The sequence below is a fragment of the Kitasatospora sp. NPDC029367 genome (assembly GCF_055569135.1).
On record NZ_JBVHYH010000007.1, the window covers coordinates 64,294 to 90,611 of the forward strand.

At 72.4% G+C, this 26,318-nt stretch carries 25 protein-coding genes; 11 read left to right on the forward strand and 14 right to left on the reverse strand.

Annotation, left to right across the window (positions count from 1 at the left end):
* Positions 1–123: 123 nt before the first annotated feature.
* Positions 124–345 (forward strand): KTSC domain-containing protein, encoded by a 222-nt coding sequence (locus ACZ4W5_RS06495; protein ID WP_360227196.1) that lies wholly within the window; start codon positions 124–126, stop codon positions 343–345.
* Positions 346–369: 24 nt separating this feature from the next.
* Here ACZ4W5_RS06495 and ACZ4W5_RS06500 read toward each other — a convergent pair whose 3' ends face one another.
* Positions 370–1,023: an HhH-GPD-type base excision DNA repair protein gene (locus ACZ4W5_RS06500; RefSeq protein ID WP_465653306.1), complete on the reverse strand. Its 654-nt coding sequence runs from the start codon at positions 1,021–1,023 to the stop codon at positions 370–372.
* A gap of 283 nt (positions 1,024–1,306) precedes the next feature.
* Here ACZ4W5_RS06500 and ACZ4W5_RS06505 point away from each other — a divergent pair, with 283 nt between their 5' ends.
* From ACZ4W5_RS06505 to ACZ4W5_RS06520, 4 genes are all read left to right on the forward strand, one after another.
* Positions 1,307–1,654 (forward strand): DoxX family protein, encoded by a 348-nt coding sequence (locus tag ACZ4W5_RS06505; protein WP_465653308.1) that lies wholly within the window; start codon positions 1,307–1,309, stop codon positions 1,652–1,654.
* A 174-nt stretch (positions 1,655–1,828) separates the two neighbouring features.
* Complete coding sequence (locus ACZ4W5_RS06510) at positions 1,829–4,267, forward strand: terpene synthase family protein (RefSeq protein WP_465653310.1); 2,439 nt, start codon at positions 1,829–1,831, stop codon at positions 4,265–4,267.
* A gap of 151 nt (positions 4,268–4,418) precedes the next feature.
* Positions 4,419–5,216: a VOC family protein gene (locus ACZ4W5_RS06515; protein WP_360227184.1), complete on the forward strand. Its 798-nt coding sequence runs from the start codon at positions 4,419–4,421 to the stop codon at positions 5,214–5,216.
* Complete coding sequence (locus ACZ4W5_RS06520; protein ID WP_465653312.1) at positions 5,216–5,764, forward strand: DinB family protein; 549 nt, start codon at positions 5,216–5,218, stop codon at positions 5,762–5,764. The genes ACZ4W5_RS06515 and ACZ4W5_RS06520 overlap by 1 nt, the downstream gene beginning before the upstream one ends.
* Positions 5,765–5,857: 93 nt before the next feature.
* On the opposite strand, the gene ACZ4W5_RS06525 is transcribed toward ACZ4W5_RS06520, so the two are convergent.
* Entirely contained in the window at positions 5,858–6,655 is a 798-nt protein-coding gene (locus ACZ4W5_RS06525; protein ID WP_465653314.1) for an ArsR/SmtB family transcription factor, read from the reverse strand.
* A 64-nt stretch (positions 6,656–6,719) separates the two neighbouring features.
* Between ACZ4W5_RS06525 and ACZ4W5_RS06530 the strand changes: the two genes are divergently transcribed.
* Positions 6,720–8,075, forward strand: a complete 1,356-nt coding sequence (locus tag ACZ4W5_RS06530) for a hypothetical protein (protein ID WP_465653316.1) — start codon at positions 6,720–6,722, stop codon at positions 8,073–8,075.
* On the forward strand, positions 8,072–8,863 hold the full coding sequence (locus tag ACZ4W5_RS06535) for an isocitrate lyase/PEP mutase family protein (RefSeq protein ID WP_465653318.1): 792 nt from the start codon (positions 8,072–8,074) through the stop codon (positions 8,861–8,863). Before ACZ4W5_RS06530 ends, ACZ4W5_RS06535 begins: the two co-directional genes overlap by 4 nt.
* A gap of 48 nt (positions 8,864–8,911) precedes the next feature.
* Here ACZ4W5_RS06535 and ACZ4W5_RS06540 read toward each other — a convergent pair whose 3' ends face one another.
* Entirely contained in the window at positions 8,912–9,688 is a 777-nt protein-coding gene (locus tag ACZ4W5_RS06540; RefSeq protein WP_465653320.1) for a TetR/AcrR family transcriptional regulator, read from the reverse strand.
* A gap of 284 nt (positions 9,689–9,972) precedes the next feature.
* Between ACZ4W5_RS06540 and ACZ4W5_RS06545 the strand changes: the two genes are divergently transcribed.
* Positions 9,973–11,508, forward strand: a complete 1,536-nt coding sequence (locus ACZ4W5_RS06545; RefSeq protein ID WP_465653322.1) for an MFS transporter — start codon at positions 9,973–9,975, stop codon at positions 11,506–11,508.
* Between the two features lie 126 nt (positions 11,509–11,634).
* Positions 11,635–12,303: a helix-turn-helix transcriptional regulator gene (locus ACZ4W5_RS06550; protein WP_465653324.1), complete on the forward strand. Its 669-nt coding sequence runs from the start codon at positions 11,635–11,637 to the stop codon at positions 12,301–12,303.
* Positions 12,304–12,389: 86 nt separating this feature from the next.
* Here the strand turns inward: ACZ4W5_RS06550 and ACZ4W5_RS06555 are convergent, their stop codons facing one another.
* Entirely contained in the window at positions 12,390–12,797 is a 408-nt protein-coding gene (locus tag ACZ4W5_RS06555) for a VOC family protein (protein WP_465653326.1), read from the reverse strand.
* Between the two features lie 174 nt (positions 12,798–12,971).
* On the opposite strand from ACZ4W5_RS06555, the gene ACZ4W5_RS06560 reads away from it, so the two are divergent.
* On the forward strand, positions 12,972–13,913 hold the full coding sequence (locus tag ACZ4W5_RS06560) for a molybdopterin-dependent oxidoreductase (protein ID WP_465653328.1): 942 nt from the start codon (positions 12,972–12,974) through the stop codon (positions 13,911–13,913).
* 155 nt (positions 13,914–14,068) lie between these two features.
* On the opposite strand, the gene ACZ4W5_RS06565 is transcribed toward ACZ4W5_RS06560, so the two are convergent.
* Both ACZ4W5_RS06565 and ACZ4W5_RS06570 read right to left on the reverse strand, forming a co-directional pair.
* A complete protein-coding gene (locus ACZ4W5_RS06565) occupies positions 14,069–15,280 on the reverse strand; it encodes a metallophosphoesterase (protein WP_465653397.1) in 1,212 nt (403 codons plus the stop codon).
* A gap of 261 nt (positions 15,281–15,541) precedes the next feature.
* Positions 15,542–16,798, reverse strand: a complete 1,257-nt coding sequence (locus ACZ4W5_RS06570) for a phospholipase D-like domain-containing protein (protein ID WP_465653330.1) — start codon at positions 16,796–16,798, stop codon at positions 15,542–15,544.
* Between the two features lie 102 nt (positions 16,799–16,900).
* Between ACZ4W5_RS06570 and ACZ4W5_RS06575 the strand changes: the two genes are divergently transcribed.
* Entirely contained in the window at positions 16,901–18,532 is a 1,632-nt protein-coding gene (locus ACZ4W5_RS06575; protein WP_465653332.1) for an Eco57I restriction-modification methylase domain-containing protein, read from the forward strand.
* Positions 18,533–18,631: 99 nt separating this feature from the next.
* Here ACZ4W5_RS06575 and ACZ4W5_RS06580 read toward each other — a convergent pair whose 3' ends face one another.
* From ACZ4W5_RS06580 to ACZ4W5_RS06615, 8 genes are all read right to left on the reverse strand, one after another.
* On the reverse strand, positions 18,632–19,018 hold the full coding sequence (locus tag ACZ4W5_RS06580; RefSeq protein ID WP_465653334.1) for a hypothetical protein: 387 nt from the start codon (positions 19,016–19,018) through the stop codon (positions 18,632–18,634).
* A 20-nt stretch (positions 19,019–19,038) separates the two neighbouring features.
* Entirely contained in the window at positions 19,039–19,752 is a 714-nt protein-coding gene (locus tag ACZ4W5_RS06585) for a hypothetical protein (RefSeq protein WP_465653336.1), read from the reverse strand.
* A gap of 390 nt (positions 19,753–20,142) precedes the next feature.
* A complete protein-coding gene (locus ACZ4W5_RS06590; protein ID WP_465653338.1) occupies positions 20,143–20,907 on the reverse strand; it encodes a maleylpyruvate isomerase family mycothiol-dependent enzyme in 765 nt (254 codons plus the stop codon).
* Between the two features lie 236 nt (positions 20,908–21,143).
* A complete protein-coding gene (locus ACZ4W5_RS06595; RefSeq protein WP_360227147.1) occupies positions 21,144–21,644 on the reverse strand; it encodes a GNAT family N-acetyltransferase in 501 nt (166 codons plus the stop codon).
* A complete protein-coding gene (locus tag ACZ4W5_RS06600) occupies positions 21,641–22,078 on the reverse strand; it encodes an arsenate reductase ArsC (protein WP_465653340.1) in 438 nt (145 codons plus the stop codon). The genes ACZ4W5_RS06595 and ACZ4W5_RS06600 overlap by 4 nt, the downstream gene beginning before the upstream one ends.
* Positions 22,079–22,175: 97 nt before the next feature.
* A complete protein-coding gene (locus ACZ4W5_RS06605) occupies positions 22,176–22,550 on the reverse strand; it encodes an ArsR/SmtB family transcription factor (protein ID WP_465653342.1) in 375 nt (124 codons plus the stop codon).
* Between the two features lie 425 nt (positions 22,551–22,975).
* A complete protein-coding gene (locus tag ACZ4W5_RS06610; protein WP_465653344.1) occupies positions 22,976–24,985 on the reverse strand; it encodes an FG-GAP-like repeat-containing protein in 2,010 nt (669 codons plus the stop codon).
* Positions 24,986–25,178: 193 nt separating this feature from the next.
* Positions 25,179–26,291 (reverse strand): transglycosylase family protein, encoded by a 1,113-nt coding sequence (locus tag ACZ4W5_RS06615; protein WP_465653346.1) that lies wholly within the window; start codon positions 26,289–26,291, stop codon positions 25,179–25,181.
* Positions 26,292–26,318: the final 27 nt, after the last annotated feature.

A 26,318-nucleotide genomic window follows, 5' to 3' on the forward strand; every position in this document is an offset into this window, starting at 1 on the left:
CGCGCTACGGCGAGGACGAGGCTGTCGGCGCTGGCAAGCTCGCTGCTCCCCCCCCCCCCCCCCCCTCCGCACCCCCCCCCCCCCCCCCCCCCCCCCCCCCCCTCGCCGCACACTGGGAGGGTCATGGACCGTACGGCGGTGGACTCCTCGGTGCTGCGCTCGGTCGGGTACGACCCGCGGGCGCGGGTGCTGGAGCTGGAGTTCACCGGCGGGCGGGTCTACCGGTACGCGGACGTGCCGCCCCGGGTGCACCGGGAACTGCTCGCGGCGGAGAGCCACGGGCGGTACTTCGTACGGTCGGTGCGCGGGCGGTACGCCTACGTGGCGGTGCCGGCCGGGCGGTAGCCGCCGCCGACCCGGCGGGTGGGCTCAACGGGCCCCGGTGGCGGCCCCGGTGACAGCCGCGGTGACGGACCGGGTGGTGGTGCGGGGCTTCGCGGCGGCCTTGGCCTCCTTCGCGGCGCGCTTCATCTCCTGCTTGAACTCCCGTACCAGGGTGAGGGATTCGGGCCCGGTGATGTCGGCGACCGAGCGGTGCCCGCCCTCCTCGCCGTACGCGCCGGCCGCCTCGCGCCAGCCCTCCGGCCGTACCCCGTACTGCTTGCCGAGCAGGGCCAGGAAGATCTGCGACTTCTGCTTGCCGAAACCGGGCAGCGCGTTGAGCCGGCTGAGCAGCTCCTTTCCGGTGCGGGCGCCCTTCCACAGTGCGGCGGCGTCGCCGTCGTACTGCGCGACCAGGAACTGGCACAGCTGCTGGATCCGTTTGGCCATCGCGGCCGGGTAGCGGTGGACGGCCGGTTTGGCCGACAGCAGGGCGACGAACTCCTCGGGGCCGTAGGTGGCGATCTCGTGGGCGTCGAGATCGTCCCGGCCGAGCCGTTGGGCGATGGTCAGCGGGCCGGTGAACGCCCATTCCATCGGGACCTGTTGGTCCAGCAGCATGCCGACGAGCGCGGCGAGCGCGCTCCGTCCGAGCAGTTCGTCGGCCTCGGGCTGCTGGGCGAGCCGGACGGTGACGTTCATGAGGTGGGGCCTCCTCGGAGTTGACGTCGGTCGGCGCCCAGTCTGGATGACGTGGCGTGGGTGGACACCGTCAACACGCCCGTAGCTGGGGAAGTCTTGGTGTTCAACCCCTTGTCAGGCCTGCTTTGTTCGTCGGCGGAGCGGTTGTCGGGGGCTGCTGGCGGGTGCGGCGGAAACATATTTGTCCGCGGCCGTCACATCCGTCGCGCGGGCCGGGTCAGTGCTGTGTCCGACCGGATCCGAGCACATCGGATCGACCACCGACCGAACCGGGAGCCCTCCAATGTCCGTCGCCCACACCCTCGTCACCATCCTCGGCGCCCTCCTGGTCGGGTTCTCGGCCTACTCCGTCTTCGCCAAGGCCGAGTACGTCGTGGGGCCCCTCGCCGAGTACGGCGTCCCGCGTGCCTGGTGGACCTGGCTCGGCCTGGCCAAGGCCGCCGGCGCCCTCGGCCTGCTGGTCGGCCTCGTCATCCCGGCCGTCGGCTATGCGGCCGCCGTCGGCATCGTCCTCTACTTCCTCGGCGCTGTGATCACCGTCGTCCGCGCCCGCGCCTACGCCCACATCCCCTTCCCGCTGATCTACCTGGCCCCGGTCGCCGCCTCCCTCGTCCTCGGCCTGGCGGCCTGACCACCCCGCACCCCTGGGGGCGGACCACCGACCGGTGGCCCGCCCCCAGGGGTGCGGGGCGGCATTGTTCCAGGGGTGGGGCATCTCGTATGACTGTTTCGGTTGTGGCGGCGCCGGGGTGTGACGAGGGGTCATCCTTGATCCCCAACGACGTGTCGAGAAAGGCCCGCCGCCGTGAGCCAGCCGTTCGAACTGCCGTCCTTCTACGTGCCGCACCCGGCGCGCCTCAATCCCCATCTGGAGGAGGCGCGGGCCCATTCCTCGCTCTGGGCCCGGGAGATGGGGATGCTGGAGGGATCGGGGATCTGGGACCAGGCCGACCTGGACGCCCACGACTACGGGCTGCTCTGCGCCTACACCCACCCCGACGCCTCCGCCGAGGCGCTGTCGCTGGTGACCGACTGGTACGTCTGGGTGTTCTTCTTCGACGACCACTTCCTCGACATGTACAAGCGCACCAACGACCGCCGGGCCGGCAAGGCGCACCTCGACCGGCTGCCGCTGTTCATGCCCGCCGACCCGGCCGCGCCGGTGCCCGAGCCGGAGAACCCGGTCGAGGCCGGGCTGGCCGACCTGTGGCGGCGCACCGTGCCGGCGATGGGGGCGGACTGGCGGGTCCGGTTCGCGGAGAGCACCCGCAACCTGCTGAACGAGTCGCTGTGGGAGCTCGCCAACATCGACGCGGGCCGGATCGCCAATCCGGTCGAGTACATCGAGATGCGCCGCAAGGTCGGCGGCGCGCCGTGGTCCGCGCAGCTGGTGGAGTACGCGGCCGGGGCCGAGGTGCCGGCGGAGGTGTCGGGCTCGCGGGCGCTACGGGTGCTGATGGACGCCTTCTCCGACGGCGTGCACCTGCGCAACGACATCTTCTCGTACCAGCGCGAGGTCGAGGACGAGGGTGAACTGAGCAACGGCATCCTGGTGTTGGAGCACTTCCTGGAGTGCTCGACCCAGGAGGCCGCCGAGACGGTGAACAACCTGCTCACCTCACGGCTGCAGCAGTTCGAGAACACCGTGTTCACCGAACTGCCGGTGCTGTTCGAGGAGTCCGGGCTGGACCCGGTGGGCCGGGCCCGGGTGCTGGCGTACGTCAAGGGGCTGCAGGACTGGCAGTCCGGCGGGCACGAGTGGCACATGCGGTCGAGCCGGTACATGAACGGCGGTGGTGCTGCGGCGAGTTCGGCCGGTGGGGCGGGTTCGGCCGGTGGGGTGCCGCCGGGCAGCGGGGGCGGGCTGCCGGGGATGCCCGGGGCCGGCAACTGGTGGGACCAGTACGCGATCGGCGGGATCGGCACCTCGGCCCTGGACATCCTGCGGAAGGGGGCGGCCGGTGGCGGCGCGCCGGCCGGCACCGGGCCGACGGCGGCGCCGGCCGTGCGGCGGGCGCGGTCGTACGGGAACCGGCCGTACCGGCCCGTCGGGCCCTCCCAGCTGCCGGAGTTCGAGCTGCCGTTCGCCCTCACGCTGAGCCCGCACCTGGACGGTGCGCGGGAGCGGGTGGTCGAGTGGGCCGAGCGGGTCGGGCTGCTGGCCCCCGCCGAGCCCGGCGTCCCCGGCTCCGGCATCTGGGACGCCGAGTCGATGCGCGACTACGACCTCGCGCTCTGCGCGGCCGGCCTCCAGCCGGACGCCACCGTCGACGAACTCGACGTCGCCTCGGCCTGGTTGGCCTGGGGCACCTGGGCCGACGACTACTATCCGGTGGTCTTCGGCCGCACCCGCGACCTGGCTGGGGCGAAGGCCGCCACCGCCCGGCTGCCGCTGTTCATGCCGGTGGACGGCACCCCCGCGCCCGAGCCCGCCAACGCGCTGGAGCGCTCCCTCGCCGACATCTGGGAGCGCACCGCCGCCCCGATGACCGTCGAGGCCCGGGGCCGGCTGCGGGAGTCGGTCGAGGTGATGACGGCGAGCTGGATCTGGGAGCTCGCCAACCAGATCCAGAACCGGATCCCGGACCCGGTGGACTACCTGGAGATGCGCCGCACCACCTTCGGCTCCGAACTCACCACCCTGCTCGCCCGGCTCGGCCACGGACGGACCGTGCCGGAGGAGGTCTACGGGCACGGCTCGATGCGGGCGCTGGAGAACTCCGCGATGGACTACGGCGCCATGGTCAACGACCTGTTCTCGTACCAGAAGGAGATCGAGTACGAGGGCGAGCTGCACAACATCGTGCTGGTGGTGCAGAACTTCTTCGACTGCGACTATCCGTCGGCGGTCCGGATCGTCGACGACCTGATGCACTCGCGGCTGGAGCAGTTCCAGCACGTCGCACAGAAGGAACTCCCGGTGATGTACGAGGACTTCGGGCTGTCGGCACCGGCCCGGGGGCTGCTCGACGGGTACGTGCGGGAGCTGGAGAACTGGCTGGCCGGCGTGCTGAACTGGCACCGGGAGTGCCGCCGGTACCGGACCGAGGACCTGGAGCGGCACTTCGGCGCCGAGCGGGACCTGGTGGGCGCGGTCCGGGCCCGGGCGGGGGCTGCCCCGGCTGCCCCGGTTGCCCCGGTTGTGCGGACCGGCCCCGGCACCGGTGCGGCGCCGTTCGGTCCGACCGGTCTTGGCACCGCCTCGCTGCGCCCCCCGTTCGGCGTGACGGCCCCGACGAGCTGACCGGCCCCTGCCGGAGCCGGACCCTCCCGGACGGAGACGCACCCGCGCGGCCAGCCCGCGCGGGTGCGCCGCCTCGTGGCTAGGCTGGCGAGTCGGGGGCCGTGCGCGCCTTCCGGCGCGCGCCCGCACCGTCGTACACGAGGGCTGAGAGATGGCAGCGCTACCTGAGGGCACACCCTGCTGGGCCGACGCGATGTTCACCGACCTGGAGGGCGCCAAGGCCTTCTACGGGGACGTCCTCGGCTGGACCTTCGGCGAGAGTTCGTCGGAGTACGGCAACTACACCCAGGCCTACTCGGACGGCAAGGCGGTGGCCGCGATCGTGCCCCCGATGCCCGGCGCGCAGGCGCAATCCGCCTGGTGCCTGTACCTCGCCTCGCCGGACGCCGCCGCCACCGCCGAGCGGATCCGGACCAACGGCGGCGAGGTGGTGATGGGGCCGATGCAGGTCGGCGACTTCGGCACCATGGTGATCGCCAAGGACCCGGGCGGGGTGGTGTTCGGGGTCTGGCAGGGCGGCACCCACGAGGGCTTCGAGAAGCAGGGTGCGCCCGGCGCGTACGCCTGGGCCGAGCTCGTCACCCGCGAGCCCGGGAAGGCCGACGCCTTCTTCCCGGCCGTCTTCCCGTACGGCGTGCGGAAGATGGACTCCGAGCAGTTCGACTACCGGATGTTCCTGGTCGGCGGCCGGCCGGTGCTGGGACGGATGGGCGCGGAGGGCGACTTCCTGCCGCCCGAGGCGCCCTCGTACGTGAGCGTCTACTTCGCCGTGGACGACACCGACGCCGCGATCGGGCGGCTGACGGCGCGCGGCGGCAAGGTGTACTTCGGGCCGATGGACAGCCCGTTCGGACGGTTCGCGGCGGTCGGCGACCAGCAGGGCGCGGCCTTCGGGCTGATCGACCTGGGCCGCACGGTGGGCGACCAGCCGCCGACGGTGGACGTCTGATGGGTGAGCGCGAGGACCTCGTCGAGACCCTGGACAAGCACCGCGGCCTGCTGCGACGCACCGTCCGGGACCTCACCGACGAGCAGGCGGCGCGGCGCACCACGGCCAGCGAGCTGTGCCTGGGCGGTCTGATCAAGCACGTGGCGGCGGTGGAGGCGCGCTGGGCGCGGTTCATCACCGGCGGAGCGGAGGCGATGCGCGGCGGGGACGGCGGCTCTGGCGGGGACGGCGGCTCCGGTGGGGGCGGTGGCTCCGGCGGTGGTTCCGGCGGCGACGGGTGGGCGGCGCAGTTCCGGATGGCGGACGGCGAGACCCTGGCCGGGCTGCTCGCCGGGTACGAGGCGGTGGCGCGCGGTACGGACGAGCTGGTCCGGAGCCTGCCCGACCTCGACCACGGCCACCCGCTGCCCCCGGCGCCCTGGTTCGAGCCGGGGGCGAGCTGGTCGGCCCGGCGGGTGCTGCTGCACCTGATCGCGGAGACCGCGCAGCACGCCGGGCACGCGGACATCATCCGGGAGGCGCTGGACGGGGCGAAGTCGATGGGCTGAGCGGGCGGCTCCTCGCCCGGACGGGCGTGGCGAGGGCAGTCGGTACGGGCAGCAGGCGAGGGCAGTAGGTGAGGGCGGAAGGGGTGGCGCTGCTCAGGACACCTCGACGCCGAGCAGCTCGCGCAGCGCCCGGCCGCCGTCCGGGGTGACCCGCAGGGCCCGGCCGGAGCCGATCCGCTCGACCCAGGCGCGGTCCAGCGCGGTGCGGCAGAGCGCCGCGCCCAGCGCGCCGCCCAGGTGGGTGCGGCGCTCCGTCCAGTCCAGGCAGCTGCGCACCACCGGGCGCCCGCCCGGGCGGCCGGTCCGTGGCGGCAGCTCGATCCGCTGGTCGGCCAGCCAGGCGTGGCCGCGCTCGGTGACGGCGAGCCCGGCGAGGTCGCTGACCAGGCCGCGGTCGATCAGGGCCTCGGCGACGGCCACACCGAGGCGGCCGGCCAGGTGGTCGTAGCAGGTGCGGGCGCGGGCCTCGGCGCTCTGCCGGGTGGCCTCGCGGAGGGTGCGGGGCGCCGGTCCGGTCCGGCGGGCGGGCTCGCCGGGACTCCCTCCGGCCGTGCTCCCGGCGGCGGTGCTCCCAGGGGCCTCCATGCCGGTCTCGGCGAAGACGGTGAGGTCCTCGATCAGGGTCGCGACGGCGGGCGAGGCCAGCCGGACGTACCGGTGCCGCCCCTGGCGTTCCTCGCTCAGCAGGCCGCCCGCGATCAGCCGGGACAGGTGCTCGCTGGCCGTGGACGGCGCGACCCCGGCCGCCCGGGCCAGCTCGCCCGCCGTCCAGGCGCGGCCGTCCAGCAGGGCGGAGCAGAAGGCGGCGCGGGTGGGGTCGGCGAGCAGCGCGGCGAGGGCGGCGAGCGGGGAGCCCCGGTGGTCCACCGGTGTGCGTTCGTGGTCGGGCATGCCTCCATGGTCGTCCCGGCACGGTTCGGCCGGGGCCGAAACGACTCGGGGCCACGATGACGGCATGAACGAAGTGATCTTCGCCCGCTACGAGGACGTGACCGCGGCCCTGGCCGACCCGGCGCTGGTCCCGCCGCCCGCGACGCCCGGCCGGTACGGCACGGTGGCCTGGCTGCGGTCCGCCGTCGCCCGGTTCAGCGCGGGCGAGCCGCACGCCCGCCGCCGGGCACTCGTCCTCGCCGACCTGGCACGGCTGGACCAGGGCCTGCTGCGGACCCTGGCCGCGGGCGGCTACGAACCGGACGTACGGCTGCGGGTGGTGCGGGTGCTGGCGACGGCGCTGGGCCTGGCCGGGCCGGAGGCCGTCGCGTGGGACGTGAAGGCGGTCGCCCGGGCGTACTTCGACCCGGCGCCGGACGACCCGGAGGCGGATGCGGCGGTGGCCCGGCTGCTGCCCGCGATGGGCGACGCGGACGCGGAGACGGCGGCGAACCGGATCGGCCTGCTGGTGCAGGCCTGTGAGGCCACCGCGGCCCTGGTCGAGCATGCCCGGCGCGGTGGCGTCGGCCAGGCCGGGCCTGGCGGGGTGCGGGACCTGGCCGCAGTGCTGCGGGAGGACCCGCCGGTCCGGGCGATGCGCCGGTTCGCGACCCGGGCGACCGTGATCGGCGGGGTCGCCGTGTCGTCCGGGGCGCAGGTGCTGCTCGACCTGGACGCCGCCCGGGAGCCCGGCCGGGAGCCGCTCGCCTTCGGCGCCGAGCCCCGGCTCTGCCCGGGCCGCGCACATGCCCTGGTGATCGCCGAGGGCATCCTGTTCGGCGCCTCCGACCCGGCGGACGGCTCGCTGCCGCCCGCCGGGGAGCAGCTCGACCGGGCCGAACAGGACCAGCTCGACCGGGCCGAACCGGCCGCCCTGATCCCGGCGGCGGTCCGGCACATGCTCGCCCTGGCGGACAGCTGGACCGCCTGGGACGGCCGACCGGTGGTCAACGCCGACGGCCGGACGTACACCCCGCACAAGGTGGTGCGCCGGGTCGCCGACCACCTGGTCGACCACCTGGCGGAGGTGGAGGCCCGGCTGGTCGGCGCACCGACCGCCCCCGACCACTGGCACGCCTCGCTGGTCACCACCCCGGCCGACCTGGCGCCGTTCACCGTCGCCGACCTGGACGAGGCCCGCAGCCGGCTCACCCGGCTCGGCGCGATCTGGGCCCACCGGGTCGCCGCGCTGCCGGAGCGGCAGCTCGACGACTCGCCGGGGACGGGCTGGAGCATCCGGCAGATCGTCCGTCACCTCGCCGAGGGCACCGTCTACTACGCCGACTCGCTGGGACCCATCGGCCCGGTCGGAGCCGCTCCGGCCGGACCCGTCACCACGACCGAGGAGCAGAGCCCGATGACCGAGGAGCAGACCCGATGACCGCCCCCGCCCCGCTGACCGCCTTCGCCGCCCTGCACCACCGCCCCGGCCGCCCGCTGCTGCTCCCGAACGCCTGGGACCACGCCTCGGCCGCCGCCCTGGCCGCCGCCGGCCACCCCGCGATCGGCACCACCAGCCTGGGCGTGGCGGCCGCCGCCGGACTGCCCGACGGCGCCGCCGCCACCCGCGCGGAGACCGTCCGGCTGGCCCGCCGGCTGGGCCGCGACGACTACCTGCTGAGCGTCGACGTGGAGTCCGGGTTCAGTGACGATCCGGCCGAAGTCGCCGCGCTGGCCGTGGAGTTGGCCGGGTCCGGGGCGGTCGGCATCAATCTGGAGGACGGCCGGCCGGACGGCACCCTGGCACCGGCCGAACTCCACGCGGCCAAGGTCGCCGCGGTGAAGGCCGCCGTGCCGGAGCTGTTCGTGAACGCCCGCACCGACACCTACTGGTGCGGGCACGACGCCCCGGAGCCGGAGACCGTACGACGGCTGGACGCGTACCGACGGGCGGGCGCGGACGGCGTGTTCGTGCCCGGGCTGAGCGAGTCGGCGGCGATCGCCCAGCTGGTCGGGCGGCTGTCCGTCCCGCTCAACGTCCTCTGGACGCCGACCGGTCCGAGCCTCGTCGAGCTGGCCGGGCTCGGGGTGGCCCGGGTCAGTACGGGCGGACTGCTGTACCGCGCGGCGCTGGCGGCGGCGGTGGCGACGGCCGCCGCGGTGGCCTCGGGCGGGCCGGTCGGTCCGGTGCCCGACTATGCCGAGGTCCAGGCGCTCAGCGGGAGTTGAGGGACCGTCGCGGCTGAGCCGAGCCCTGGCCCTCCGACCCCCCGGGGCTCAGGACTTGGCCCGCCGCGCCTCGATCCCGTCCAGGATCACGTTGAGGCCGCGCAGGAAGCTGCTGTCCCGGCCCGCCTCGACCTCTTCCGGCACCTGGACGGTGTACAGCCGGTGCAGGTGCGGGTACGGCCGGGTGGCTTCGACGACGGCGGGCAGCAGTCGGTCCATGAACTCCTGTTCGCCCTCCCCGCTCTTCGCGAGCGCGCTCAGCCAGGCGGCCTCCACGGTGGCGGTGCCGATGGTGTAGCCCATGACGACGCCCATCACGTCGTTGGCCTCGCCGAGTTCGAAGCCGGCCGCGTCCATCAGGGCCAGCAGGGCCTCGGAGAGCCGCATCCAGTTGGGGCCGAGGTAGATCATCCCGACGTCACCGAGCACCCCGACCATCCACGGGTGGCGCACCACGGCCGCGCGCACGGCCTCGGTGCACTCGACGATGGCGGCGCGCCAGACCGCCGGGTCCTCGGCGTTCTCGGAGCGGGCGAGCGGGAGTTCGCCGAAGACGTGGTCGACGACCAGGGCGAGCAGCTCCTCCTTGTTGGCCACGTGGGTGTAGAGGGAGGTCGCGCCGGCGTTGAGCCGGGCGCCGAGCTTGCGCATGCTCAGCGCCTCGATGCCGTCGGAGTCCAGCAGCGCGAAGGCCTCGGCGACGATCTGCTCGCGGCTGAGGGCCGGCTGGGTGCGCCGCTTCTGCGGGCGGTTCCACGGCGAGGCGATGCCGGGCTGCGCTGCGGTCCGGTGCTCCGGTGCGATGTCCTCCGACTTGGCCGTCATCAGGCTCTCCATTCCACGATTCCACTGGCCCCCTGGTCGGGGGCAGTTCGTCCAGCATAGGCCCCTACGCCGAACACCGTACGGTCCTGCGAACACTGTTCGGAGGGCGCACGCCGTACGGTCTTGCGCACAGTGTTCGGCCTCCGTACAGTGTTCGGCGTAGCGCACACCGTTCGGCCGGAGACGGCGGACGGGGTGCGCCACGAGGACTACCGCGCGGCTGCCGCCGACGCGAGGACGTGCGCAGGGCTGCGGCCGAGGCGCCGAACCGAAGGGGGAACGCGGTGGATCGTCACCCGCGTCGCTGGCTCATCCTGGTCGTGCTCTGCCTCAGCAGCCTGGTGCTGGTGGTCGACAACATGGTGCTCACGGTGTCCATCCCGCCGATCGCGGAGGACCTCGGGGCCGGGGCGCAGGACATCCAGTGGATCATCGATTCGTACATCCTGGTCTTCGCCGGCCTGCTGCTGACCTCGGGCAGCCTGTCCGACCGGTTCGGGCGACGAAAAGTGATGATCATCGGGCTGGCGCTGTTCGGCGCCGCCTCACTGGTCGCCTCCGTCGCCTCCAGCCCCGGTGAACTGATCGCCGGCCGGGTGCTGATGGGCGTCGGCGGGGCCCTCGTGATGCCGAGCACGCTCTCCATCCTGATCACCGTCTTCGACGACGAGGAGCGGCCCAAGGCGATCGCCGCCTGGAGCGCGGTGGCCATGATCGGCCTGGTCGGCGGCCCGGTGCTGGGCGGCGCGCTGATCGCCCACTTCTGGTGGGGCGCGGTGTTCCTGCTCAACGTGCCGGTGGCGGCGGTGGCCATCGTCGCGGCGATCGTCCTGATGCCCGAGTCCAAGGGCCCCTGGCGCAAGACCGACCTGCCCGGCATGGCGCTCTCGATGGTCGGCATGACCGCGCTGGTCTGGTCGATCATCGTCCTCCCCCGGGACGGTTTCGCCCACGCCAACACCCTCGGCTCGCTGGCCGTCGCGATCACCGCACTGGTCGGGTTCGGCATCCGCCAGGTCCGCACCGATTCGCCGATGGTCCCGCTCAAGCTGTTCCGCAACCGGGTCTTCACCGGCGCCAGCTTCTCCCTCGTCCTGCTCACCTTCGCCACCGGCGGCCTGATGCTGGTGCTCACCCAGTACCTGCAGTTCGTGCTGGAGTTCTCGCCCACCGACACCGGTCTGGCCTTCCTCCCGCTGGCCGTCGCCTCGCTCGCCTTCAACGTGATCGGCGCCGCGCTCGGCAAGAAGCTCGCCGCCCGGGTCGTGACCTCGATCGGCATGGTGGTCATCGCGGGCGGCTTCGGGCTGCTGGCCACCCTCTCGGTCGGCGACGGCTTCCCCAAGGTCGCCCTCGCCATGCTGGTCCTCGGCATCGGCGCCGGCCTGGGCATGCCGGCCGCCGCCAACGCGCTGATGGGGGCCATCCCCGCTGAGCACGCCGGTGTCGGCTCCGCGCTCAACGACACCATCCAGCAGTCCGGCGCCGCCCTGGGCGTGGCCATCCTCGGCACCGTGCTCTCCAGCACCTACACCGGCGCCATGCCCGCCGACGCCCCCGCTCCGGCCCGGCACGCCATCACCGACGCCCTCGCCCTCTCCGCCGGCAGCGGCGACGGCACCCTGGCCCGGGTCGCCCGGGAGGCCTTCAACACCGCCACCTCCACCACCTTCACGGTCGGCGGGATCGCGGCCCTGGTCGCGGCGGCACTCACCCTGGTGCTGATGCGGGGCGGTCCGGCGGGCGGTGCGGCGGGTACGGCGGAGCCGGCTCCGGAGGGCGCCGGGGCTCCGGAGGCCGGCGCCGAGGTGGCGGCCTGACCGTACGGCCCTGCGAACGGTCCCCAGCAGGCCCCGCAGGCTCCCCGAAGGCCCCGACCGGTTCGCCGGTCGGGGCCTTCGGGCGTCCGGAACGCGCCGCCCGTGCGGCGCGCGTAGCCTTCGAACATGCCCACCGACTACGCGGAACGCGCGTCCAGGCTGCCCGGGGCGGTGCTGTGGACGAAGAGCGCCGACGTGGGCGCGGGCGCCGGTGGTGGTGGCCTGGTGCTGCCGGACGGCTGCATGGACCTGCTCTGGACCGAGGGCCGGCTGCTGGTCGCCGGACCGGACACCCGGGCGTTCCGGCCCGGCACCGGGCCGCTGCTGCTCGGCGTACGGGCCTCCGAACTACGGGACCGCCGGGTCGAGTTGGCGGACCTGCTGCCCGGCCCCGAGGTGCGCCGGCTGACCGAGCGGATCGACGCCGCCCCCGACCCGGCCGTCGCCCTGGAGGAACTGGCACTGCAGCTGGCCGCCGCGGCCCGGCCCGAGGACCCGCTGGTACGGGCGGTGGCCGGCGCGCTCGCGGCCGGGCGCAGCGTCGGGGAGACCGCCGAGGCCGTCGGGCTCGGCGCCCGGCAACTGCACCGCCGCTCACTGGCCGCCTTCGGCTACGGTCCCAAGACGCTGGCCCGGATCCTGCGGCTGCAGCGCGCCCTGCGGCTGGCCCGGGCCGGCGTCCCGCTCGCCGACACGGCGGCCCGGACGGGCTACGCCGACCAGGCGCACCTGTCGCGCGACGTACGGGAGTTGGCGGGCGTGCGGGTGACGGACCTGCTGTCGGAGCGGCCGTAGTTCGGGTCCTGGTTCGAGCCCTGGTTCGGGCCCTGGTTCGGGCCCTGGTTCGGGCCCTGGTTCAGGCCTTGGAGCGGGCCCCGCGGTCAGCCCTGGAGTGGTGCGAGCAGGTCGACCCCGTTGCCGTCCGGGTCGCGCAGCGAGGCGTAGCGCTGGCCCCAGAAGGCGTCCCAGGGCTTGAGTTCGCTCTGGTACCCGGCGCCGGTCAGCTCCTGGTACACCGCGTCCACGTGCGCCGGGCTCTGGCAGCGGAAGGCCAGGGCGGCCCGGGCGCCGCCGGTCGGCGGCTGCCAGTCCGGGTGGAAGGAGCGGATGGTCGATTCGGCGTCCAGGACCAGGAGGAGCCCTCCGGGCAGCTCGGCCTCGACGTGCGGCTCCTGCTCGGCGCCCTCGGGGAAGACCAGTCCCAGCCGCCGGTAGAAGGCGACCGAGGCGGCCATGTCGGAGACGGCGAGGCCGATGAACGCGAACTGTGGTGCGGATGTGCTGTCCATGGCCTCACGGTAGGCGGCTCGCGGGGGCGGGGTCTTGAAGGAATCGGACGTCCCCGTCCCCTCGGGCCCTGCCGAACGGCACCCCTCCTGGCCTGGGGGCCCGCGCGACTCGTTGTCAGTCGCTCCTTGTACCGTCGATCCCGGAACAGTGACATCAGTACGGGGGTATGACGCATGTTCAGGACGGATCCGGAGACGCCCGACGCCTTCCGTACCCCGGTCGAGGAGGTCTTCATCCGCAACCACCTCGGCCGGCGACCGGAGCTCGACGCCGACAGCTGGTCGCTCACCGTCGAAGGCCTGGTGGAACGGCCCCTGCGGCTGGACTTCCAGGCCCTCCGGGGGCTGCCGCAGACCAGGTTCACCGCCGTCCACGAGTGCTTCGGCAATCCGCTGCAGCCGACGGTGCCGACCAGGGCCGTGACCAACCTGGAGTGGGAGGGCGTCCCGCTCGCCGAGGTGCTGGCGCTGGCCGGCCCGCGCCTGGAGGCCCGGCACGTCTGGCTGGAGGGCGCCGACCGGGGCGACTTCGCGGGGGAGAGCGACGTGAGCTTCCTCAAGGACCTCCCGCTGGAGCAGGCCCGCACCGAGGTGGTCCTCGCGCACCGGATGAACGGCGAACCACTGCGCCCCGACCACGGGTACCCGGTGCGCGCGGTGGCGCCGCGGATGTTCGGCACCAACTCGGTCAAGTGGCTGACCAGGATCGTGCTGGCCGCCGAACGGCCCGAGCACCTCTTCACCACCCGCCTGTACACCCGGGTCCTGCCGGGGGAGAGCGAGGCCCGGCCGGTCCGCGAGAAGGACGTCAGCAGCAAGCTGCTCAGCCTCAGGGACGGCTCCACCGTGCCCGCCGGGGTCAGTGAACTGGCGGGCTACGCCTGGAGTTCCACCGAGGTGACGGCCGTCGAGGTCGCGGTGGACGACGCCGACTGGCAGCCCGCCGAACTGGACGGGCGCGGCCCGGACCCGAGTTGGCAGCGGTTCCGGCTCCGGCACGACCTCACCCTGGGGGCGCACCGGATCCGCTGCCGGGCCACCGACTCCGCGGGGCGGGTCCAGCCGCTCACCGGTGACCGGAACGCCGTCCACGAGATAGCCGTCGTGGCGGTGTGACACCTGCCCGCCCCGACACCTGCCCGGCGTGACACCTGCCCGCCCTGACACCCGTCCGCCGGGTTCAGCGGGTGACGGGGCCGGCGGTGATCGCCGGGCGGACCTTCGGTGAGCATCAGCTCGGTGAACCGCCCGGCGCGTTGTCGTCGTGGCCGCTACCGGTCGGTGGGGGCCTCGCCCGTGCGGAGGGTGAGGACGGTGATCTCGCTCGGGGCGAAGATCCGGAAGGGCGGGCCCCAGAAGCCGGTGCCGCGGCTGGTGTAGAGCCGGGTCCGCAGCCCGTGCAGGCTCAGGCCGTGCACCACGGGCTGGTCGATCCGGACGAGGAAGTTGAACGGCCAGATCTGGCCGCCGTGGGTGTGTCCGGAGATCTGCAGGTCGATGTCGGCGGCCGCGGCCCGCGGGACGTACTTGGGCTGGTGGGCGACCAGCAGCACGGGCAGCTCCGGGTCCGCCCCCGCGAGGGCGCCGGCCAGGTCGGTGCGGTGCCCGGCCAGGCCGGAGGACTCCGCGGTGACGTCGTCCACGCCGGCCAGCACCAGGGCGTCCCCACCGCGCTCCACCACGACGTGGCGGTTGTGCAGGGGTTCCCAGCCGAGGTCCGCCATGCGGTCCAGCCAGCCCTGGGCCTCCCCGCCGTACTCGTGGTTGCCCGTGACGTAGACCTTGGCCAGCCGGGCCCGGACGGCGCCGAGCGGTGCGGACTGCTCGCGGCGCTGGGCGGGGGTGCCGTCGGCGATGTCCCCGGCGTGGACCACCACGTCCGGGTCGAGGGCGTTGACCGCCTCGGTGACCCGCGCCGACCAGTCCGCCCGGTCGATCGGCCCGTAGTGGGTGTCGGCCAGCACCACGACCCTGGTCCCGTCCAGTCCGCCGCCGAGCCGCGGCAGGTGGACGTCCAGCCGCTTCACCCGGGGCACCCGCATCGCCTCGTGGTGTCCCCAGGCCAGCAGCCCGGCCGAGACCGCGGCCACCGCCGCGGCCACCGTCCTGGCCCGGTCGGCGCCGCCGAGGTCGAGCCCGCCCAGCACGAGGTTCACCAGGCCGCCCAGCACCGACCAGGTGAACAGGACCCACATCACCCCGAGGCTGGTGTCCCCGAGGCGCGCCGCCCGGTCGTTCCGCCGCGAGCCGTGGCCCGCGACCATCAGGAACGGGAAGGACACCAGCCAGGCGGCGAACACCGCCGTGCCCGCCAGGACCACCGGCAGCGGCCAGCCGGCCCCGGACCCGAGGAGCGTCCACCAGGGCGGCAGGCACAGCACCAGCAGGACGAACACCAGGACGGCCACCCGCCGGACCACCGACCGCCGGCCCGACCGCGGTTCCGACTGCTGCCGCCCCGACTGCGGCCGTGCCGGCACCACCGCCGCCGCGACCGCCCCGGGCTCCCCGCCGTCCACCCCGGGCTCCGTTCCCGACCCGCCGGATCCGCTGTCAGCCACTGCGTCGCCCCTCACGTCTGGACCCCCTGCTCCTCCCCATCATCCGCCACCCACCACCCCGGAAACCCCGGACGGTCCAGCCCCCGCGGCCCCGCACCCTCCGGGCGATGCCTCCGACCCGCCGGAACAGCGAAGGCCCGGACCGTCGAAGCGGTCCGGGCCTTCGCGAAGCCGGAGCGTTGGTCAGACCAGGTAGTTCCCGCGAGGCGCCTGCGAGATCACCAGGTTGTACTCGCCGCCGGTCGTGCGTTCCAGGCTTATGTGCAGCCCGACGTAGCTGGTCCCCCGCAGCTCCGGTGCCAGGACGCCCCAGTGGAGCACCGTGGGCACGTTTCCCTGCCCGGAGATCCTCTTGGGGTCGTGGCTGAGCCTGAGCTCCTGGATTCCGTGGTCCGTGCCGTCGATCCAGGTGTGGAACCCGACGAAGACCTCCTGCTCCGTGTCCTTGCCCTCGGTCGGCGTCCACGGCAGGCCGCCGAAGAAGTCGTCGCGGAAGTAGTGCTTGTGGTCTATCGGGGCGCTCTCCTGGCTCAGGCGCAGGTTGCCGGTCGGATTGCTCGCCGCGGACTTCACCTGCTGCGCCGCGGTGTTGTCGAGCTCCTTGATCCAACGCCGCTGAACGTCCGCGGTCGGGAAGGGGGCGGGTCCCGCCAGCGCCGGCGCCTTCACCGTCGTGGGCGCCCCGGATGCGCCCGTCGCCTTGGTCGTGGCCTTCTTCGTCGCCGTCGCGCCGGGAGCGGGCGCGAGCGGGGCGATCTTGGAGCTCAGGCCCGGCAGCTTCCTCAGGCCGGCCGGCACCGGCTTGAACAGGCCGTTGATCGTCGTCACGGTCGTGCTGTCGCTGTCCTCCGGCGTGTCCGACTTCTTCTTCTGCACGCGCCGCGCTCGGGACTCGGAACCGATGACGATGTCCCCGCTGTTCTCCAGGGCCGTGATCAGATCCGCGGTCAGGGGACTGCACGACGTCGTCTCGGCTATCAGGCCGTCGAACCACGCCGACACCTGGTCCGTGACGTCGTTGCCTTCGCCGGCGTCCCAGTCCACCCACATCGAAGCCTCGTAGTTCCAGCCGAGCCCGCCGGCCGTGAGGTTGCTCGAACCGACGAGCAGCGAGCGTTGGCCGGGCGAGGAGGCGAAGTAGACCTTGGGGTGGAAGGTGCGTCGCGGGTCGTGGAAGACGTAGCCCTCGTCGGCGACCTGGAGGGCGAGCTCCAGTCCCTCCCTGGTGGCACCGCCCTCGCTGACTCCCAGGATCAGCAGCACCTTGCCGCCCTGCTTGCGGAACTCCTCGAGTACGTCCCAGACCCGCCCGAGGCCGGACCGCTTGGCCCAGGCGACTGCGATCCTGAGTTCGTCGAACCCGTCGTCCCTCGCGTGCTCGATGAAGTCCACCAGGTTCGGGTGGTCGGCGAAGGGCTGCCCGACGAAGCGAGTTTTCATGCCCCTCAGGTTCCCACAGGGGGTATTGCGCGCCCGGAGACGGTGGGGCGTAGGCGTGGGGTAGAGTCACTGCTTCAGTAACTGAAGTAGAAGTGGATTTCGATGCGGACACGGGACGAAGTAAGCGCCGACAAGCTGCGTGGAGGGTTCTACTCGCCCGATGTCCTCGTCGAGCTCTGCATCCGCCGGTCCGCCGAACTGCTTGACGGTCGGTCGGAGCTCCGAGTGCTCGAGCCGTCCGCCGGGGACGGCGCCTTCCTCCGGGGGATCGGGCGCAGCGACATCGCCCGCCGCGTCCGGACGGTCGAGGCCGTCGAGATCTTCGCCGAGGAGGCCGCCAAGGCGGCCGAGGCGTTGGATTCGACAGGCTTGCCGGGCCGCGTGGTCAACCAGAACGTGCTCCAGTGGTCGCAGGGGCGCGACTCCGACTTCGACTGGGTGCTGGCCAATCCACCCTACGTGCGGTTCCAGTTCATCTCGGACGGAGACAAGCAGCGAGCCAAGGAGATCAGTTCCGGGCTGGGCACGGCGGGGACCTCTGTGTCGAACCTCTGGATTCCCGTCTTCCTGCTGTCCCTCTCGAAGTTGCAGGACGGCGGCGTCTTCTCCGTCATCCTCCCGACCGAGTTCCTGACCGGCATCTCGGCGAACGCTGTCCGCAACTGGCTCCTGGCCAACACGACCGACCTCGTCATCGACCTCTTCCAGCCGGGCTCGTTCCCCTCGGTCCTGCAGGAGGTCCTGATCCTCAGCGGCCGCACGTCGAAGGGGGCCACCACCCCTTCGACCATCCAGTTCCACGACCACAGCGGCGGCATCCGATCCTGGTCGCACACGGTTGCACCGGGTGCAGGCACGTGGACCAACTACCTGTTGTCGCCCGAGCAGAACGACGCCCTGACCGCCGTCCGGTCGATCTCCACGGTGAAGTCGCTCAGCAACGTCGCACGGTTCAGTGTCTCGACCGTGACGGGCGCGAACGGCTACTTCTGCGTCGATTCCGAGCAGATCAAGGCGTACGCCCTCGAGGAGTGGGCGATCCCGCTGCTCCCGCGGTCGCGCCACGCCGAGGGGCTGGTCTTCACCAGCGAAGAGCAGCAGGCTCTGGCCGACGCCGGCCAGCCTGCCTGGCTCCTGAGCTTCGCAGCGACCAAGTCCTCGCCGGAGGCTCACAAGTCGGCGCGGCAGTACCTCGACGAGGGCGTCAGCCAGGAGATCGACCAGCGCTTCAAGTGCCGCGTACGCACGCCCTGGTACCGGGTGCCGGTCGTGCCGGCCGGTGACCTGTTGCTGTCCAAGCGGTCCAACCGCTACCCGCGCGTGATCTCCAACCACGCGAAGGTCGTCACGACCGACACCATCTACAAGGGGCAGATCCTCGCGGGGGCGCCGATCACGGCAGACGACTTCACCGCGGCGTTCCACAACTCGCTCACGATGCTGTCTGCGGAAGTCGAGGGGCGGAGTTTCGGCGGCGGCGTTCTCGAACTCGTGCCCAGCGAGGTCAGCGCGTTGCAGGTTCCCATCGTCCCCGGAGCTGCTTCCGAGTTGGCGAAGCTCGACGAGATCTCCCGGGCCTCCGATGACCCGGAGGCCCTGATCGAAGCCACCGACGAGGCGCTCATCCGGCTCATCCCGGAGCTCGACGCGCCGACGATGAGCGCCTTGAGCGATGCACGGCACACGTTGATGGATCGCCGGCTGCAGCGCACTCAGTCGAAGTTCTACGGCTGAGCCCTCGGCCTGCGGGGGCCGGAGCCCGGAGCCCGTCCGTCCTCGCTCGGGATCAGCGCCGTGCACGCCGAGCGCTGAATCCTGGCGAGTGACGCTCCGTCAGTCGCTTGCCAGGGGCGCGAACATCAGGTCATAGCCGAACTCGTCGTTGCCCGCCATGAACATGAGTCGCACGGTCAGTGATCCCGCCTCCGGTGGCAGGCCGGGCCGTCCTGAGATGGTCCCCGAGGTGCGGCTGCCGTCCGGGCTGAGGCCGTGGGCGCCGCCGACGTCGTCGTAGCGGTTTCCGAGGTCGTCGACGGCTTCCAGCCACATGAACACCGGGGTACCGGACGGGGAGGCGGTTTCGAGGTCGTCGGGCAGCGGCGGCGTGATCGAGTAGTCCAGGGTGAAGGACTCCTCGGACCTCGACAGCGAATGGACCGTCAGTTCGTGGCGGCCGGACATGATGGAAATCCGCCGGACCGCACCGCTGTTGTCGCTCATGGCCGCTGCCTCCCGGGGTGTCAGGCGCTGCCGGGCCTCGGGACCCGGCAGGTGATGTAGCGGTCGGCCGCCGTGCCGGGCTTCGACCCCTTGAGGAACCAGTAGAACGTGACCTTGTCGCCGGTCTGGATGCTGCCGCCGCCACCACCGATGAACTGGAAGCGGTTGAGACTGCCGTGGTAGTTGTACCAGTTGGGCTCGGTGTGCGGGTGGTACGGCGGGTTGACGGCCTTGCCGTTGACGTACGAGAACGGCATCGTCACGGTCACCACCGGGCCGAGTGCGGACTTGGCCGCGTTGGAGAGCTTGAAACTCCACGCGAGCGTTCCGCCCGAGGCGCGCTGGAACTGCACCGTTGAGACGGGATGCGTCCACGTGCCGCTGCACATCGTGTTGGCCGGAGTCCGCGCGTGCACCACAGCCGCCCGGGTCGCCGCGACCTCCGCGTCCGGGTCGGACACGCCCGGTGCGGCGGGCACGGAGTCATCGGAACCGTCGAGTACGTCGGGCGTGAGCTCGTCGAACATCACCGGATCGTCGGGCGCCACCTCCGCGCCCGGTCCACTTCCGTCGGCCGGGTCCGGCACCGTCACGGCAGTGAGGAACCCACCGCCGTTGGCGTCATCGGACGTGTCCGCCGCTCCGGCCGGTACTGCGCCGGTGACGACGAGAAGGCCTGCAGTCGCCGCGCTGACCAGCAGGGCGGCGATCCTGTACCCGGTACGAGATGACACGGAACTTCCTCTGCTGCTGCGGGCCGCCGCAGAACGGGGCCGGTCAGGGTGGCGGCGCTGTGGCCAGTGCCATGGAGGTACTGCGCGGCCGGACGAGGCTGGACACCACCCCCCCTTCGACGCGCTGATGCCAGGTCAGTCTGCGTGAAGAACCATGAGGTTTGCATGAGGCGGATTCCCCTTGCGCACAACGGACATGGGGCAGACGCAGCCGGATCGGTCGCGGGCGAGGAGCCACCACGGGACGACGAAGGCCAGGACCGTCGAGACGGTCCTGGCCTTCGTTTCGCCCTGGCGGGCGGAGGCGGAGGATACGAGCTTGGAACTCGTGCGGGGTTGCCCCCCAAGTAGGCCCGGTCTAAGGACCTTCTCCGGGAATGCTCTGCAGCCTCAGCCCCCGTTCTGCAGCCGCTGGAGCAGGTCGGCGTCGCCCTCCATCCGCAGCGAGTCGTTCGGGATGCGCATGTACATGAGCAGGGCCATCTCGCTCGCCGTGCCGTAGATGGCGGCGGTGGGCTTGTTCTCGGCGGCCTCCGCCGCGGTGAGACGGGTGAAGCGGGAACCGGCGGCGTCCACCGTCTGGCGCCAGGAGCCGGCCTCGGCCGCGTGGTAGTCCATGGTGGCGGGCTCGCCCGGCCACGGGACCGTGACGGTGCAGACGGTGGCGAGGAACTCCTCGATGGCGTCGACCGCCTCGGTCGTCGGCAGCTTCTGCGGGGTACCGGAGGCCAGCTGGGCGTCGTAGGTGTGGATCATCGACTCCGGGACGCGGCGGCGGGCCACGGCGGCCACCGTGTGCGGCGAGGCCAGCGGCTCCCACCAGGCCCAGCAGCCCCGGTCCGGGCCGGCCTCGCGCAGAGCGGTGAGCAGCTGCTCCGTCGAGTCGGCCAGCCAGGCTATGAGGGCCTCGCGCTCCCTGGGCGCCGTCAGCCCGTCCTTGCTCGGCCGCTCGTCGCCCGGCGCGGTGTTCAGCACGATGTGGGCCCAGAAGCGGTCCCCTTCGCTGAGATGGTTCGCCAGGTCGTACAGCGTCCAGCCCGGGCAGGACGGGACGTCGGCGTCGAGGCTGGGGGCGGCGGCGACGGCCGCGCGGAACGCGGCGGACCGCTCGTCGATCATCCGCAGCAGCGTGGGGAAGTGGAGTTGCTCAGTCACACGGACCTTGTATCACCCGAACCGGAACGCTCGCACTCGATTTGTCGGCCCGTTCCTCGCCGTCCAAGTGCGCCATCGCGTAGTCGTACGCCTCCGGGTGTCGTGCCGGCCGCGCCATCACCCAGGCGGTACGCGCAGCTGTCCCAGCCCCGCGACTGTCGCGGTGGCGGAGGCGGCCTGCCTGGGTGGGCAGGGTCCGCAGGCGGCCCATGTCCCGGTCCCGGACGGCGTCCTGGTCAGTCGACGCTGGGGCTGCGACGTTCAACGAGGGTGACGTCCCGCCAGATGCCGCGGTGGCGGCCGATGCGTTCGCGAGTGCCGATGACGCGGAAGCCGGCGCGGGCGTGGAGGGCCAGGCTGGCGGTGTTCTCGGGGAAGATGCCGGACTGGATGGTCCAGATCCCGGCGGCCTCGGTCGAGGCGATCAGTGCGTCGAGGAGCGCGGCGCCGACTCCTCGCCCGCGCGCGCCGGGGTGGACGTAGACGGAGTGCTCGACGACGCCCGCGTACGCGCACCGGTCGGAGACGGCGGCGACGGCGGCCCAGCCGAGGACCCGGTTGTCGGTGTCGAGGGCGACCAGGCGGTGGTCAGGAAGCTTGGCGTTGTCGAAGGAGGCCCAGGTCGGGGCGGCGGTCTCGAAGGTGGCGTTGCCCTCGTCGATGCCATGTCGGTAGATGGCCAGGACCTGGTCGGCGTGCTCGGGCGCCATGCCGGCGACGCGTACGGCCCCGCTCATCCGGCGGTCTCGACGCCGAGGTCGGTGAGCAGGCCGCAGATGCGCCGCTCGATCTCGTCGCGGATCGGGCGGACGGCGTCGACGCCCTGGCCGGCCGGGTCGTCGAGCTTCCAGTCCAGGTACTGCTTGCCCGGGAAGTACGGGCAGGCGTCGCCGCAGCCCATGGTGATCACCACGTCGGACGCCTGGACGGCCTCGGTGGTGAGCACCTTCGGGGTCTCGGCGGAGATGTCGATCCCGACCTCGGCCAGGGCCTCGACCACGGCCGGGTTCACGGTGTCGGCCGGGGCGGAGCCGGCCGAGCGGACCTCGACCCGGTCGCCGCCGAGGCGGGCGAGGAAGGCGGCGGCCATCTGGGAACGGCCGGCGTTGTGCACGCAGACGAACAGCACGGACGGGACGGACGGGACGGCGGGAACGGCGGGAGTGCTCACGAGGGGCCCTTCGGGCGTACGGGGCAAGGGCGGTGGGGTCAGCGGGCGGCCGGGGCCGGACGGCGGTCACCGTCGCCCGGGGCCGACGACACCCCGGTCATTCGGACTCCCCGGTGGGGGCCTGGAGCAGCGCGGACAGCTTGGCCAGCGCGGCGGGCAGCACCCAGTAGTAGACCCACGTCCCCCGGCGCTCGGAACCGACCAGCCCGGCCTCGCGCAGCACCTTGAGGTGGTGCGAGATCGTCGGCTGGGACACGTCGAACGGCCCGGTCAGGTCGCAGACACAGGCCTCGCCGCCCTCGTGCGAGGCGATCAACGACAGCAGCCGCAGCCGCACCGGGTCCGACAGCGCCTTGAACATCTTCGCCAGGTCGACGGCGGCCGCCTCACCCAGCGGCTCGCGGACCATCGGCGAGCAGCACGCGACCGCCGCCTCGTCCTGGTCGAGCACCTTCGGCTCCAGATTCGACATACGTCTATGTTGACGCCCATCTAACCCGGCGGCAAGCTCTGGACACGACCCAGAGCCCGGCCGAGGCGAAGGCCGCTGCAGGGTGCTCCTGCGGGAGCTGGAGACCAGGGCACAAAGAAGGCCCCGACCGGGAAACCGGTCGGGGCCTTCAACTGCCTTGCTGGGCAAAGGCGGAGGATGCAAGATTCGGACTCTTGAGGGGTTGCCCCCAAAGCGCCTTCCAGATGTTCGTCCGACGGTTCGGGCGCGGTCACGGGCGTCCTGACCTGCGGTGAGGTGGCCGACTGTGCCTGCGCTGAACGGCGACGGGCGGGGGCGAATGCAACCAGAGCTGCAACCGCGGGGTGGCGTCGGCTCCTTCCCGGTCAGGGCCTTGAACGCCGCGCTCTTGCAGGGCCCCGAGGCCTCACCGGGAGGGAGGCTGCCTACCAGCCGCCGGTGAGCCGTAGTGGGCGGGTGAAGGAGGCGTTGCCGACGTTGTCCCACTCGTCGAGATCGCCTGTGCTGTCGTTGCGGGCGATGAGGTCGGCGGCGCCGGTGCCACGGAACCTGCCGGCGGTGGTCTGGGAGAACGGGGCCCAGCCGGTGGTGACCGCCGTCCTCGCGCCGAAGGTGCCGTCGCCGTTGCCGGGCCAGCGGTAGAGCGTGCCGGTGGAGTCGTCGCGGGCGATGAGGTCGGCGTGGCCCGTGCCGCGGAAGTCGGCGGCGGTGGTCTGGGTGAAGTTCCAGCCGCCGGTGAGCAGGATGCGGCTGCCGAAGGTGCCGTCGCCGTTGCCGGGCCAGCGGTAGAGGTTGCCGTTGGAGTCGGCCGCGATCAGGTCGGCGCGGCCTGTACCGGTGAGGTCGGCGGCGGTGGTCTGGGTGTAGTTCCAGCCGCTGGTCAGCAGCTTCTTGGTGCTGAAGGTACCGCCCGCGTTGCCGGTCCAGAGGTAGAGGTTGCCGGCGGAGTCCTTGGCGACCAGGTCGGCGATGCCGTCGCCGGTGAGGTCGGCGGCGGTGGTCTGGGTGAAGTTCCAGCCGCTGGTGAGCAGGATGCGGCTGCCGAAGGTGCCGTCGCCGTTGCCGGGCCAGCGGTAGAGGTTGCCGGAGGTGTCCCGGGCGATGAGGTCGGTGTGTCCGGTGCCCCGGAAGTCGCCGGCCACCTGCTGCGAGAAGTTCAGGGGGACGGAGGACGCCGTCGGCGGGGCGGCGATGGTGTTCGCCAGGACCTGGTTGCCGTTGTCGTTGAGATGCAGCTGGTCGTCACCCCGGTTGTAGTACCCGGCGAAGAGGTGGCCGGGTGCCAGCGGATCGCGGGTGGCCTGGTCGAAGTCGAGGTAGTGGTCGATGTCGGAGGTGCTGCGGATGTAGGCGTTGACGCACTGCCGGACGTTGTCCTTGGCCGCCGAGTACATGCTGTTGCCCTCGAAGGGCGGGATGGTGGCGACGCTGAAGCTGAGTCCCTTGGCGTGTGCCCGGGCGGACAGTTGCTGGATCCCGGCTTCCAGGGCGGCGTCCGTCGCGCCGTCGAGCGATATGTCGTTGATGCCCTCGTAGAGGATCACGGAGCGGGCGTTGGGCTGGGCCAGTACGTCGCGGTCGAACCGGGTGAGGGCGCTGGCCCCGTAGCCGGGCTTCTGCCCGGGCGCATCGGTGAGCAGGCGGTTGCCCGAGAGCCCCTCGTTGACCACGCCCATCGGGTTCGGCTGGGCCTGGAGTGCCCTGCCGTAGTCGTCGACCCAGCGGCGGTTGGTGTCGGCCGTGGTGTGGCCTTCGTCGGTCTGCGAGTCCCCGATGGCCACGACCGTTCCGGCGCCGCCTGCCGTGACGTCGAGTCCGCTCAGGTAGGCCCAGTGGTAGTAGGAGGTGGTGAAGCCGGTGCTGCCGGCCCCCGCGGCGTGGTCGGTGCTGTCGCCGGGTGCGCTGGTGTACGAGGTGGTGAGGGCGTCCGGGTGGTAGGGCGCAGAACTGACCGGATCCGGCAGGTAGATACTGACCAGGAGGTTCTCGTCGGCGGTGACCGGGAAAGCGGCCTGGTCGCTGTAGACGTCACCACCCGCCGGGATGACGGTCTGTTGGCTGCCGCCGAAGGTCAGCGTGACGGGCGTGGCCGCCGGGGTCGCGCCCGAGCCCTGGACGGCGATCGTCGCGTGGCCGATGGTGACCGGAGCCGAGCTGAAGGTGTTCGCCAGGTGGATCCGGGCGCTGTTGCCCGCGATGCTGCTGTGCACGACCATCCGCAGGGTCTGCTGGCCTGACACGCCGGACTGCGCGGCCGGTCCGGCGTTGCTCAGGGCGGTGCCCCAGCTGCCCGTCCACGGCGAAGTCGCCGGGCTGGGGCGGCTGGTGGCCGCCAGCGGCGTCGGGTAGGCCGCGCAGCCGGTGGTGTCGGCGAGTGCCGGGGCAGCGGCCGCGAAAGGGGCCGTGACGAGTCCACAGCACAGGGCCGTGGCCACTGCTGCTGCTCGACCTACCGCGGTGCGCGGACGTTTCTGCGTGGCTCTGCTGCCGCGTTTCATCGGCCTGACTCCTTCGTGCTGGGCCTGGTGTTGGGCCTGGTGTTGGGCCTGTTGCTGGCCTGGTGTTGGTCCTGGTGCCGGGCCTGCTGGTCCGGGTCGTGCCGCGCCTGCCGGCCGGTGGTGAGGGCGACTACCAGCCGGTGGTGAGGGCGACGGGGGCGGCGAAGTGGCCGGTGCCGTTGCCGGCCCAGCGGTAGAGGGTGCCGGTGGTGTCGTCGCGGGCGACGAGGTCGGCGTGGCCGCTGCCGGTGAAGTCACCTGCGGTGGTCTGGCTGTAGCTCCAGCCGTCGGTGAGCTTGACGGGAACGCTGAACGTGCCGCCGGCGTTGCCGGTCCAGAGGTAGAGGTTGCCGGCGGAGTCCTTGGCGACCAGGTCGGCTATGCCGTCGCCGGTGAAGTCCGCGGCGGTGGTCTGGGTGTAGTTCCAGCCGCTGGTCAGCAGCTTCTTGGCGCCGAAGGTGCCGTCGCCGTTGCCGGGCCACTGGTAGAGGTTGCCGGTGGAGTCCCGGGCGATGATGTCGGCGTGTCCGGTGCCCCGGAAGTTGCCGGCCACCATCTGGGTGTAGTTCCAGCCGCCGGTCAGCAGCTTCTTGGCGCTGAACGTGCCGCCGGCGTTGCCGGTCCAGAGGTAGAGGTTGCCGGAGGCGTCGCCGGCGATGAGGTCGGTGAGTCCGTCGCCGGTGAAGTCGGCGGTGGCGGTCTGGGTGTAGTTCCAGCCGCTGGTGAGCTGCTTCTTGGTGCTGAAGCCCGCGCCCTTGTTGCCCGTCCAGACGAAGAGGTTGCCTGCGGAGTCCTTGGCGAACAGGTCGGAGACCTTGTCGCCGTTGTAGTCCCCGGCTGTTGTCGAGGAGTAGTTCAGCGTCGTCGACGGGAACGGGCTCTGCTTGTCCGTGCCGAGGCCGTTCGAGGCGCCGCACTGCGGCCATGCGGCGGGGCCCTGTGCGGCCAGGACCTTTTCGGCGATCATGATCTGCTGGTTCTCGGTGGCCTGGTGGGGATAGGCGGCGTACTGCTGGCCCCCGTAGGCGTTCCAGGTGCTGAGGTCGAACTGCAGGCCGCCGTAGTAGCCGTTGCCGGTGTTGATGCTCCAGTCACCGCTGCTTTCGCACTGGGCGACCTTCTCCCAGGTGCTGACGGAGGCGGCGGCGGCGCTGCCGGCGCCGGCCAGCGAGGCGACCAGGGCGGTGCAGGCGGCGGCGGCCAGGGCCAGGGCGTGACGGTTCTTACGGTTGGTGAGGCGCATGGGACTTCCGATCGTGGTGAGGGCGTG